The 11,837-nt window shown below is 62.1% G+C and carries 11 protein-coding genes; 9 read left to right on the forward strand and 2 right to left on the reverse strand.

Features of this window, described 5'->3' with window-relative positions; all coding sequences use genetic code 11:
- Window positions 1–47: 47 nt before the first annotated feature.
- From H8S45_RS03000 to H8S45_RS03040, 9 genes are all read left to right on the forward strand, one after another.
- Window positions 48–746 carry a response regulator gene (locus H8S45_RS03000; protein WP_054327402.1) on the forward strand — a complete coding sequence of 233 codons (699 nt, stop codon included), beginning with the start codon at window positions 48–50 and terminating at the stop codon, window positions 744–746.
- 3 nt (window positions 747–749) lie between these two features.
- Entirely contained in the window at window positions 750–2,531 is a 1,782-nt protein-coding gene (locus tag H8S45_RS03005) for an ATP-binding protein (RefSeq protein WP_107631498.1), read from the forward strand.
- Window positions 2,528–3,820 carry a hypothetical protein gene (locus tag H8S45_RS03010; protein WP_107631499.1) on the forward strand — a complete coding sequence of 431 codons (1,293 nt, stop codon included), beginning with the start codon at window positions 2,528–2,530 and terminating at the stop codon, window positions 3,818–3,820. Before H8S45_RS03005 ends, H8S45_RS03010 begins: the two co-directional genes overlap by 4 nt.
- 36 nt (window positions 3,821–3,856) lie before the next feature.
- Window positions 3,857–4,681, forward strand: coding sequence for a hypothetical protein (locus H8S45_RS03015; RefSeq protein ID WP_107631500.1), 825 nt, complete (start codon window positions 3,857–3,859; stop codon window positions 4,679–4,681).
- Window positions 4,682–4,838: 157 nt separating this feature from the next.
- Window positions 4,839–6,134, forward strand: a complete 1,296-nt coding sequence (locus H8S45_RS03020; RefSeq protein ID WP_054327406.1) for a UDP-N-acetylglucosamine 1-carboxyvinyltransferase — start codon at window positions 4,839–4,841, stop codon at window positions 6,132–6,134.
- Between the two features lie 69 nt (window positions 6,135–6,203).
- Window positions 6,204–7,013, forward strand: a complete 810-nt coding sequence (locus H8S45_RS03025; protein ID WP_054327407.1) for an MBL fold metallo-hydrolase — start codon at window positions 6,204–6,206, stop codon at window positions 7,011–7,013.
- On the forward strand, window positions 6,995–7,477 hold the full coding sequence (rlmH, locus tag H8S45_RS03030; protein WP_186949525.1) for a 23S rRNA (pseudouridine(1915)-N(3))-methyltransferase RlmH: 483 nt from the start codon (window positions 6,995–6,997) through the stop codon (window positions 7,475–7,477). Before H8S45_RS03025 ends, rlmH begins: the two co-directional genes overlap by 19 nt.
- A gap of 14 nt (window positions 7,478–7,491) precedes the next feature.
- The gene (locus H8S45_RS03035) at window positions 7,492–8,262 is read left to right on the forward strand and encodes an esterase/lipase family protein (RefSeq protein ID WP_054327408.1); all 771 of its coding nucleotides are present in this window, start codon (window positions 7,492–7,494) and stop codon (window positions 8,260–8,262) included.
- Window positions 8,263–8,394: 132 nt separating this feature from the next.
- Window positions 8,395–9,336, forward strand: a complete 942-nt coding sequence (locus H8S45_RS03040; RefSeq protein WP_054327409.1) for a 1-phosphofructokinase family hexose kinase — start codon at window positions 8,395–8,397, stop codon at window positions 9,334–9,336.
- A gap of 671 nt (window positions 9,337–10,007) precedes the next feature.
- Here the strand turns inward: H8S45_RS03040 and folD are convergent.
- Both folD and lgt read right to left on the reverse strand, forming a co-directional pair.
- Window positions 10,008–10,859 carry a bifunctional methylenetetrahydrofolate dehydrogenase/methenyltetrahydrofolate cyclohydrolase FolD gene (gene folD / locus H8S45_RS03045; protein ID WP_054327411.1) on the reverse strand — a complete coding sequence of 284 codons (852 nt, stop codon included), beginning with the start codon at window positions 10,857–10,859 and terminating at the stop codon, window positions 10,008–10,010.
- Window positions 10,860–10,889: 30 nt separating this feature from the next.
- Window positions 10,890–11,837 carry a prolipoprotein diacylglyceryl transferase gene (lgt, locus tag H8S45_RS03050; protein WP_147573799.1) on the reverse strand — a complete coding sequence of 316 codons (948 nt, stop codon included), beginning with the start codon at window positions 11,835–11,837 and terminating at the stop codon, window positions 10,890–10,892.

The raw sequence follows: 11,837 nt of genomic DNA on the forward strand, positions 1-11,837 counted from the left end.
GGACCGGCGGTTTCCCGCGTAACCCACCCTCTGAAAAGGAGGAATCTATGGAAAAGAAAACGATCCTCGTGGTGGAGGATGAAAAGGCCATCGCGGATATTTTGGTGTTCAACCTGCAGCGCGAGGGCTATGATACCATCGTGGCATACGACGGGACGGAGGGCCTGCGGCACGCGCTGGAGGACGCGCCCGACCTGATCCTGCTCGACGTGATGCTGCCTGGCATGGACGGCTTCGAGGTCTGCAAGCGTGTACGCGAAAAATTCCACAACACGCCGATCATCATGCTGACCGCGCGCGAGGAGGAGACCGACAAGGTCATGGGGCTTGAACTGGGGGCGGACGATTATATCACCAAGCCGTTCTCCATGCGCGAGCTGATGGCGCGCGTCAAAACCAATATGCGCCGCACGGTGTCGGGCGAGGAACGGGAAAAAGCGCCCTTGCCGTCCGGCGGCGGGCTGCGTATTTCCAAGGACAACGGCATGGTGTACAAAAACGGGCGTCCGCTGGAGCTGTCGGCGCGTGAATTCGACATCCTGTGCTTTCTTTCCGCGGCGCCGGGGCGCGTTTTTTCGCGCGAGGAGCTGATGGAGCAGGTATGGGGCTATGAATATTACGGAGACCTGCGCGCGGTGGACGTTGCGATCCGGCGCCTGCGCGAAAAGGTGGAGGATCAGCCCGCAAGCCCGCGGCACATTATGACCAAGCGGGGCATGGGCTACTATTTTGCCGACGGGGAGTAAGCTATGTTTCGATCCTTACACATGAAGCTTGTGCTGATCCTGGTGCTGATGATCGTTTCGGTCATGGCCGTGGTGGGTACGTTCCTGATCAACAGCGTCAGCACGTTCTATATTGACAGCTTTTACGAGGATATGCAGAACGTGTTTAACCAGACGGATGTGATGCAGTCGCTCGAAAACGCGGCCCAGGCAGGAACAACGGATATCCAGACTGTCGTGGACAGCTACGAGGGGCAGCTTGGCATCGATAATTACCGGACCTATTATATTCTGGACAGCCAGGGGCGCGTGCTGGCAAGCTCAAACGCGCTCCGCGAAGCCTCGTTCACGCGGACAAGCAACGTCATCGCGGCGATGGCGGGAGAGACGGGTACCCGCTCGTCGGTCGCGGACAGCGTGATGGACGTTGCGGTCCCGATCCGCGCGGGGGACGGCGACCAGGTCGATTATATTGTGTACATTGCGGATGACAAGCGCGAGGTGTCGGACATGTCCTGGCGGTTCTTCCAGATCGTCATGCAGGCGATGATGTTCGGTCTGCTCGCGGCCATCCTGCTTTCCTTTCTGCTTTCCAAAACCATCACCACCCCGATCGAGCGCATCACCGAGGGCGCCCGTTCGATCGCGAAGGGCAACTTTGATCAGGAGCTGGGCGTGCAGTCCTCGGACGAGATCGGCGAGCTGACACGCTCGTTCAACTACATGGCGGGTCAGCTCAAGAACACGGTCGGCGAGGTGCAGGGCGAACGAGACAAGCTGAACACCCTGTTCCTGCATATGACGGACGGCGTAGCAGCGTTCACGACCGCGGGCCGGCTCATCCATATGAATCCGGCGACCGAAAGCCTGCTGGGCGTGCGGGTGGAGGACGGCCTGACATTCGACGAAATGTTCGCCGACCTGGATATGCCCAATTCGGACGAGACCGCCATGCGGTCGTTCCTGACCAGTGAGATTACGCGCTTCGGCCGCGTGCTTTCGGTCACACTCGCGCCGTACGGCGCGCTGGACGGGGAGGGCGGCGTGATCGCGGTTATCCACGATATTACCGAGCAGCGCCGGCTGGACGACGCGCGCCGTGAGTTCGTGGCGAACGTATCGCACGAGCTGCGCACGCCGCTGACTAATATCCGCTCGTATACCGAAACGCTGCTGGACGCGGCGGGCGACATCCCGATCGATACGGAAAAGCAGTTCCTCGGCGTTATCTCCAGCGAGTCCGAGCGCATGGCGCGCATCGTGACCGACCTGCTGACACTGTCCAAGCTGGACTATGGCCGGATGGAGTTGCGTATGACGCGCTTCCCGCTGGGGGATATGCTGAAAAACGTGGCCAACGCCATGAAATTCACGGCGGAGGACAGCGGGCATGAGCTGACTGTGGATACGCCGGACGACCTGCCGCAGATCGTGGGCGACCGCGAGAGGATCGAGCAGGTTGTGGTGAACATCCTGTCCAACGCGGTCAAATACACGCCGGCGGGCGGCCATGTGCGTCTGTCCGCGCGCATGGCCGGAGCCAACCGCGTGCGTATCACAGTGGAGGACGACGGCGTGGGTATTCCGGCGGCGGACGTGCCGCGCCTGTTCGAGCGCTTCTACCGCGTGGATAAGGCGAGGAGCCGCGAGGCGGGCGGCACCGGTCTGGGCCTGGCGATCGCCAAGGAGATCGTGGAGCAGCACGAGGGCAAGATCGCGCTGGCCAGCGAATATGGCAAGGGTACGACTGTGACCATCACCCTGCCGACCGACCTCATCCCGAATCGGGAGGAGGGGCCGGTATGAACCAGGCCGGACATTCGGTGAAAAACACCGCGAAAAACGTTTCCCTGATCGTGCTGGTTCTACTGCTGGGCGTGCTTTGCGCGGCCAACTGGCTGGCGGGCATGAACATCGACCAGATGCCGGCGGACAACCTGCTGCGGCGCGCGTACGACCATGTGTTCGGCGGCGCGGTCGGGTACGAGCTACGCTCGTCCGGCGTGGCGGCGGCCGAGCCCGCGCAGCTCGCGCTGACCACGGACGGACAGCTTTACGGCGTGCAGTACAGCCTGACCGACATCGACGCAGGCCTGGAAGCGGTCCGTCCGCTGTGGGCGGCGGTACTGTCGGACGGGGAGCTGGAGCAGGCGGAAGAGGCGGAGCTGGTCGCAGCCCTGCGGGCCGGGGACTGCGCGCTGCTGCGCTATCACGGCGCGATCCCGCTGAGCGTTGCAGCCGGCTGGATGGGCGGCTCCTGGCAGAGCGACCTGGCGGTTGAGACGCTGGTTTATACGGCGGGCAGCGGCCAGCTGTTTGTGCGCACGGATACGGGCGCGCTGTACGCCGCCGCGGCGGACGCGGACGAAAGCGTGCTGCGCGCCGCGCAGCAGGGCTTCCGTGGCCTGTCCTGCCAGTTTTCCGGCGAGGCGTATGCGGTTTATCCGGAAACGCTGCTGTTTGATCGGGAAACGCTGTCGCTCCCCCTGCTCAAAGCGGGGAGCATCGACCTGTTCGACCCGCAGAGCGGCACCGGATTGGAGGACCTGCTCGATGCGTTCGGCTTTACGCCGTATGCGAACTATTATTCCGAGCAGAACGACCGCGTTCGGGTGTTTGTAGACGATGTGAGTACGCTGCGCGTGAACGCGGCCGGCCTGATCCAGTACGCGGCGGGCGCGGACAGCACGGTGCGCGCCTACGACGCGGGGGAGGCCGCCGGCCGTGCCGCGCTGGACGCCCAGCTTGACTGCGCGCGGACGATCCTGGACACGGCGGTGCGCGCGGGGGAAACCGACACCCACGCCTCGCTCTACGCGGTGCAGCACAACGGCAACCGCACGACGCTGGTGTTCCTGCAGATGTACGGCGGCGTCCCTGTGCTGGGGGACAACGATTTCGCAACCTTTGTGTTTGAAAACGGCTCGCTCACCTCCGCGACCATCCGGCTGCAGCGCTTCCACGCGGACGAGGTGCGCCGCACTGTGCTTCCCGCGCGGCAGGCGGCGGCGGGCGCGCAGGGGGAAACGCGCAGTCTGATGGTCGCCTACCGCAGCGACGGAGACTATTTTGCGCCCGGCCGGTTTTATCTGTGATGCGGTGCGCACGGCGGGAGAGGAGGAACGGACGCTTTGCAATGGGGTAAGGTAAAAAATATACTGATCGTCATTCTGGTGGCGGTCAATGCGTTCCTTTTATGTAATCTGGGCGTGAAGCAGTGGCAGGACTGGGAGCGTGTCCGCGAGTTGCAGGCCAATCTGGGCGAACTGCTTTCCGGCTACGGGATAGAGCTGGATGCGTCGTTTCGCCTGCCCGGGGACACGGTGCTGCCCACGCTGTCGGTCGACCGCAGCCGCACCAGCGAGGAGGCGGTCGCCGCGGCCGCGCTCGGCGGCGAGCTGGAGCGTACGGAGCGCGAGGACGGCGCGGTGCTGCTGGAGGGCGCGTCCGGTTCGTTGGAATGGCAGGCGGACGGGAGGCTGCAGGGCGAGTGCGCGACCGGAGAGCCTGCGCCGGAGGAGGAAAAGCAGGCGCAGCGTCTGGCACAGCGGCTGCTGGAAAAATGGGGCCTTGCGTCGGACGACGCGGCGTATACAGCGGATGGCCTGTCCGTGACCATGACAGGCACCGCGGCCGGATTGCCGGTTTTCAACCGGCAGATATCCCTGCGGTTCGACGGGCAGGGCGGCGTCGCCGTTTCCGGCCTGTGGAGCTTTGGCACGCCCTATACGACCGTGCAGGCGAGCGGCACGGTCTGCGTCGCCTCGGACGCGCTGCTTGCATTCGCGGCAAACGGGCAGGACTGCACCCGCATCACCAGCATGACCATCGGCTACCGCCTGCAGTCGGACAGCGGCAGGCGCCTGCAGTTGATGCCCACTTGGAAGATCGGAACGGATTCGGGGGATTATTTGGTGGATTGTGCTAAAAAAACGATACTCGAGCAGGAAAATTGAAAAAGGGCTTTCCTTTATCGGAAATTGTGGTAAAATATATAGGTGAAATTTTGCGCGGATGCACCACGGGGGCGTCCGTTTTCATAAAATAGAGTATGGTATTTGACAGCTGCGGCCGACCGGCCGCGCGGACCAAAGAGTGAGGAGTAGGTGGATTTTGACCAAGTATGTAATCAACGGCGGTAAAACGCTCAACGGCGAGGTTACGATTTCGGGCGCAAAAAACGCGGCGGTCGCGATCGTGCCGGCGGCGTTGCTGGCGGATGGGCCGGTGCGGATTGAAAATGTGCCGAAGATCATTGACGTAACGCTGCAGCTCGAGATCATGCGGGAGCTTGGCGCGCAGATCCGCCTTGTGAACGCGACGACGGTCGAGATCCGCAATTCCCAGCACCCGAGCCTCAAGCCGCATGAGCTGGAGCGCAAGCTGCGCGCCTCGTACTATCTGCTCGGCGTGCTGCTCGGCAAATACGGCTTTGCGGAAGTCGCGATGCCAGGCGGCTGCAACTTCGGCGGTGTGCGCCCGATCGACCAGCATATCAAGGGCTTCGAGGCGCTCGGCGCCAAGGTTACGCTGCCCAAGGGCGGCTATATCCGCGCGGAGGCTCCCGAAGAGGGTCTGCACGGCGCGCACATCTATTTTGACGTGGTTTCGGTGGGCGCGACCATGAATATCATGCTCGCCGCGGTTCTCGCCAAAGGCCAGACCATTATGGAGAACTGCGCCAAGGAGCCGCATATCGTCGATCTGGCGAACTTCCTCAACGCGATGGGGGCAGACGTCAAGGGCGCGGGTACGGACGTGATTAAGATCCGCGGCGTGGAGCGGCTACAGGGCGGCAGCTATTCCATCATACCGGACCAGATCGAGGCCGGCACATTTATGGCCGCGGTCGCGGCGTGCGGCGGCTCGGTGTTGGTAAAAAACGTTATCCCCAAGCATCTGGAGTGCATCACCGCCAAGCTCAAGGAGATGGGCGTGGAGGTCACGGAATTCGACGATTCGGTGCTGGTGCGGAGGGAGAACCGCCTGACGCGCACCAACATCAAGACCATGCCGTACCCAGGCTTCCCGACCGACATGCAGCCGCAGATGACAACCGCGCTTTGCCTTGCGGAAGGCACGAGCATCGTCACCGAGGGCGTGTGGGACAGCCGCTACCGCTATACTGAGGAGTTGGCGCGCATGGGTGCGAGCATCCATGTGGACGGCAAGATCGCGGTTATTGAGGGCGTCGAGGAGTTCAAGGGCGCGCCGGTGCGCGCGCACGACCTGCGCGCGGGCGCGGCCATGGTTATCGCGGGGTTGGCGGCCAAGGGTGTGACCGAGGTTGAGCAGGTGCAGAACATCGAGCGCGGCTACGAAACGCTGGTGGAGAAATTTGTGGCGCTTGGCGCGGATATGTACCGTTCGGAGATACCGGATTCCATGGGCATGGCGGAGCGCGCGTAACACAAGCAGGATGCAGACAGCGGAGGGGGCAACCTCTCCGCTGTTTTGGAAAGCAAAGGGGTTTAGTCAGTGGCGGAACGGTATTATTACAGCATTGCAAGCGGCTCGACCGGCAACTGCGGCCTGTATGTGGCCGGAGGCGCCGCAATTCTGATTGATCTGGGGGTGTCCCTGCGCAAGATCACGGCCGCGCTCACGGCGGTCGGACTGGGGCTGGACGACCTGTCGGCCGTGCTGCTTACGCACGAGCATATCGACCATGTGAAGGGCCTGCCGATGTTCCTGAAGAAAGCGGGCGCGCCGGTGTTTGCCTCGCGCGGCACGGCGGAGGCGCTTGCGCAAAAGGAGCCGCTCTGCCGCGACCGGCTGAACGTATTTGAAAGCGGCGAGGCGTTCTGGGTGCGGGACGTGGATGTTGAGACCTTTGAAACGCCGCACGACGCGGCGGACAGTGTCGGCTACATATTGTCCCACGGTGAAAGCCGGTTCGGGTTTGCGACCGATCTCGGCTTTGTGCCGCGCGATGTGGCGGACAGGCTGCGCGGCTGCGGGACGGTCGTACTGGAAAGCAACCACGACCCGCATATGCTGCAGGCGGGGCCGTACCCGTACCCGCTCAAGATGCGCGTGGCAGGGCCGGCTGGTCACCTGTCCAATCCGGACTGCGCGGCATTTGCCGCCGATCTGGTCAAAAACGGGACAAGGACGCTGATCCTTGCCCATCTGAGCGAGAAAAACAATATACCGGAGCTGGCGTTCCAACAGACCAGGGCTGCGCTGCGCGGTCTGCCCGCCTGTGCGGTCCATATCGCGCCGCGCGAGCGCATGGAGGAGCCGGTCCTGTTCGGGGAGGAAGAAGCATGCTCTCTGTCCGGCTGATTTGCGTCGGCAAGCTGGGCGAAAAGTTCTGGGCGGACGCGGTAAAGGAATATGAGAAACGCCTTGGCGCGTACTGTAGGCTGGAAATCGTCGAGCTGCCGGAGGCACGGCTGCCGCAGGCGCCTTCGGCGGGAGAGGTGCGGCAGGCGCTTGAGAAAGAGGCCGGTCTGATCGAGGAAAAGCTCCCGCAGGGGACGGCGGTGGTTGCATTGTGTGTGGAGGGACGGACGATGTCGTCCGAACAGCTTGCCGACTATCTGGGGCGGCTGACGGTTTCCGGAACCAGCAGGGTGTGCCTGGTGATCGGCGGCTCCTGCGGGCTGTCGGAGCGCATCAAGCAGCGCGCGGCGCTGCGCCTGTCCATGTCTCCCATGACGTTCCCGCACCATTTGGCGCGCGTGATGGTGCTGGAGCAGGTATACCGCGCGCTGAATATTGCCGCAGGCGGCAAATACCACAAATGACAGGAAAAGACGCTATGACGAGATATCCGATTATCCTGGCGCACGGGCTGGGGGTGACCGATCAGGGCGGCCTTTACACGCCGTGGGGGCGTGTGCCGGATCTGCTGCGCGCCCGAGGCGCCGTCGTTTACCTCGGTGGGCAGGACGCTTGGGGCAGCATCGAGACCGGCGCGGCGCAGCTCGCGCGCACGGTGCGCCGCGTCCTCAGGGAGCAGGGCTGCCGACGGGTGAATATCATCGCTCATTCCAAGGGCGGGCTGGAGGCGCGGTATCTGATCTCCAACATGGGATACGGGCGGTATATTGCTTCGCTTTCCATGCTGTCCACGCCTAACCGCGGCTCGCGTGTAGCCGAGCTGCTGCTGTACGCCCGTCCGGGCGTTGCGCTGTGGGCGTGTGGGAACGACGCCTACTGGTCGCGGCACGGCGATGAAAAGCCGGATTCCCTGCGCGCGGGCGAGCAGCTTACGCCGGCATATCTCGTGCGTTTCAATCGGGACAACCCGGATGCGAACTGCGTGTTTTACCAAAGCTGGGGGACACGGATCGGCACGGTGCATCCGGATGGCGCTATGATGCTGACGCGCGGTTTGTTTTACCCCGCGCACGGGGCGAGCGACGGGCTGGTCACGCCGGCCTCCGCGCGGTGGGGCCTGTACCGCGGCACGCTGGACGGGGTTTCCCACCAGCAGGTGGTGGACGTGTTCCGAAAGGACGCGCCGGGCTTTTCTGTGAAGCGGTTTTATATCAGCCTGGCGCGCGGGCTGGCGGAAAAAGGATTATAGGGGCGGCGGCTATCGTTTTTGGATACGCTGCCGCTTTTTGTTTTGCCTCGAATATTTCGAAAAAGCATTTACATTGTCCGTCCGATTCGGTAAAATAGAAAGAAGAGAGAAATTGTTTCAGGAGGGGCTCCTATGATTATCACGATAACGCTCAATGCCGCGCTCGACCGCACGCTGCGCATCGAACAGCCGTTGGTCGTGGGCAAGCTCAACCGGGCGGTGTCCAGTTATCTGGAACCGGGCGGCAAGGGTATCAATGTTTCCCGCGCCGTCAAAGCGCTGGGCGGGGACAGCGTGGCGTTGGGTTTCTCTGCGGGTACAAACGGCCGTATGATGAAAGATATGCTGACTTCTGCGGATATTCACCATGATTTTGTCGATGTTTCGGGACAGATGCGTGTCAACACACAGATCATCGACGCGCAGGGCGGGCATACGGAGGTCAACGAACCGGGCAACAAGCTGGAAGACGCGGATTTCCTCCGTCTGCTGGACCGTATGGATAATTACCTAGATAAGGGCAATATTTTTGTCCTGGCCGGCTCCACGCCGCCGGGCTTTTCTATGCAGAATTACCGTAAGCTGTGCCAGACGATCAAAAAACGCGGCTGCAGGCTGATTATCGACGCGCAGGGCGAGCTGCTGCTCGAAGCGCTTCAGTGCGAACCTGATGTGGTCAAGCCGAATATCTTCGAGTTGGCGGAGGCGGTCGGTGATAAGCCCTCGACCGATCCAGAGGTTGTCTTGGTTTCCGCGCGCAAGATGCTGGATATGGGCGCGGGTACGGTCTGTGTTTCCATGAGTCAGGAGGGCGCGGTGTTCGTTTCCAAAAGCGAGGACGAAGCGCTGTACGTCAACACCAACCCGCGCATCTACGACGAAGGCGCGGTCGGTACGGGCGACGCAATGGTTGGCGCGATCGCCAATTCGATGAACAAGGGCCTGCGGTTTGACGAAATGGCGCGTTTTGCGGTCGCTACCGCGCGGGCGAGCAGCCGGCTGGCCGGAACCGAGATGGCGACGCTCAAAAAGGTCTACGAGGTCTACGAGACGACGCAGGTCTACATACTGTAAATATATAAAAAACGGGGAGGAAGTGGTTTTCCTCTCCGTTTGCGTTTCCGCTTTGGCGAAAGCGGGGAAGCTGCGCCTGCGCGGCGCGGGCGGACAAGAGGGGAGAAACCGACGGTTTCTCCCCTCTTGCCAATCCCCCCTTTTCCCTGATGCGCAGGCCGGAGGCGGGAACGGCTGCGCCGTTCCTATTTCTGATCGGGACCGCTCCGAAAAAAATACGGAGGCTGTTGCGGGAGCTCTGTTCGCGCGGAGGTTAGATCGGGACAGCGGGAAAACGGATACCGCCTGTCCGAAACGGTTCATGCGCGCGTAACAGCGCGCGGGAGGGGGGAGCCGCCGCCCACCCCACCCACCATCCCCTTGGGGTGGAAGCCGTTGCGCTTACCGTGATACAGCAAATGGGCGGCAGATGGAACGCGCGACCTACCTTGCGCGCGGAGCGCGCTCTTATTTGCGGGAGCAAATGCCGTAAACTGGCCCTGTGGAAGCGCCAAAACCTTGTAGCCGTGAAAAAAGGAAAGCAGGGAATTCAAAAGGGGAGGACAACCCATGCGAGTTGTCCTCCCCTTTTGCCCCCGCGCCGGGCGGCGCACTGTCCCCGCACGGAGGGGCGGCATCGTGTTGTATCCACGGATAAAACGTCGTACGCTGGCACGCCTTCTGTTTCCAGCTCAAAGACTGTGCTGAAGCTTTGCGGCCTTGAGCGTGTTCTTCATCAGCATGGTGATGGTCATTGGTCCCGCGCCGCCCGGCACCGGCGTCATATAGGACGCCTTTTCCATGACCTCCGGCGCAACATCGCCGCAGACCTTGCCCTCGGCGTTGCGGTTGATGCCGACATCGATCACAACCGCGCCGTCCTTTACCATGTCCGGCGTGATAAAGCCGGCCTTGCCCACGGCGGCGACCAGGATGTCCGCGCGGCGGCACACCGCCGCAAGGCCGCTGGTGCGGCTGTGACAGATCGTGACCGTGCCGTGCCGGTGCAGCAGCAGCATGCTCATAGGCTTGCCGACGATGTTCGACCGACCGACCACAACGCACTCCTTGCCCTTGGGGTCGATTCCATATTCATCGAGCAGCTCCATCACGCCCGCGGGGGTGCAGGGGACAAAGTCGAAGTTGCCCACCATAATTTTGCCCACGTTGACCGGATGGAACGCATCCACGTCCTTTTTCGGGTCGATCGCGTCGATCACCGCCTGCTCGGAGATATGCTCCGGCACCGGCATCTGGCACAGGATGCCCGAAATCTGGGGGCTTTGGTTGAGCTGCGCGATCAGGCCGAGCAGCTCCTCCTGGGAGGTTTCCGCGGGAAGCGCATACTTCTCGCTATAAAAGCCGCATTCGGCGCAGGCTTTCTCTTTATTGCGGACGTAAATCTCGCTGGCAGGGTCGTTGCCCACGATGATAACCGCAAGGCCGGGCGTAACGCCTTTTTCTTTCAGCGCCTTGGTCTCCGCTAGGATGCTGCCGCGCACCTTTGCGGAAAGCGCTTTTCCGTCCATTCTTACTGCACTCATGTCATATCCTCCTCTTATGATGGAAACGGGTCACTTTTGTTCCGGCGCGCTTTCCGCGGCCGGGCTGCCGTTCGCCGCAGGCTCCTGCGCGGGCGCGGCGCTCTCCTGCGCCGTTTTCGGCTTTTCACTGCCTGCGGGTTGCTCCACCGGCACAGGGGCTTCCGCCGGTACGGGCGCCGGCGGCTGGTAGAATTTTTTGCTGACCGCAATGCGGTTGTATTTGCGAACCAGAATGACGATGGCTGCGGCGCAGCTGATCACGGCCAAGATCTGGGACACGCGCATCGGCCCGAGGTACAGGCTGTCCGTGCGCAGGCCCTCGATCCAGGCGCGCCCCAGGCCGTACCAGGCGACGTACAGAAGTGCGATCTCGCCCTCGAATTTGCGCTTTTTGGAGATGAAATGCAGGGCGATAAAGCCAACCAGGTTCCATAGGGACTCATACAGGAACGTCGGGTGTACCGGACTGCCCGCGTCGATCGTCATGCGCCAAGGGAGCAGCGTTGTGCCGCCGTGCGCCTCGCCGTTGATGAAGTTGCCCCAGCGGCCGATGCACTGGCCGATCAGCAGGCCGAGCGCGGCCATGTCGCACAGGCCGGCAAACGACAGCTTTTTGAAGCGGCTGTAAGCGAACAGGGCGATCAATACGCCGATCACTGCGCCGTAGATCGCGATGCCGCCGTTCCAAACGGCGACGATCTCGGCCGGATGCTGGCTGTAATACTCCCACTCAAAGACAACGTAGTACAGGCGGGCGCAGACCACGCCCACCGGCACACAGATGATCATGCAGTCGATCAGGTTATCCGAGGTGAAGCCGAATTTTTTGACGCGGAAATTCAGGTAGAGCGCGGCCAGGATAAAGCCGACGCAGATGATGATGCCGTACCAGTAGATTTCCTTGCCGAATACCGTGAATGCGACGCGGTTGATGGTGAATTCCAGGCCAAGCCCTGGGAATGCGATGACGTGTTCCAT

Source organism: Agathobaculum faecis (assembly GCF_014287995.1).
Classification (GTDB): Bacteria; Bacillota; Clostridia; order Oscillospirales; family Butyricicoccaceae; genus Agathobaculum; species Agathobaculum ammoniilyticum.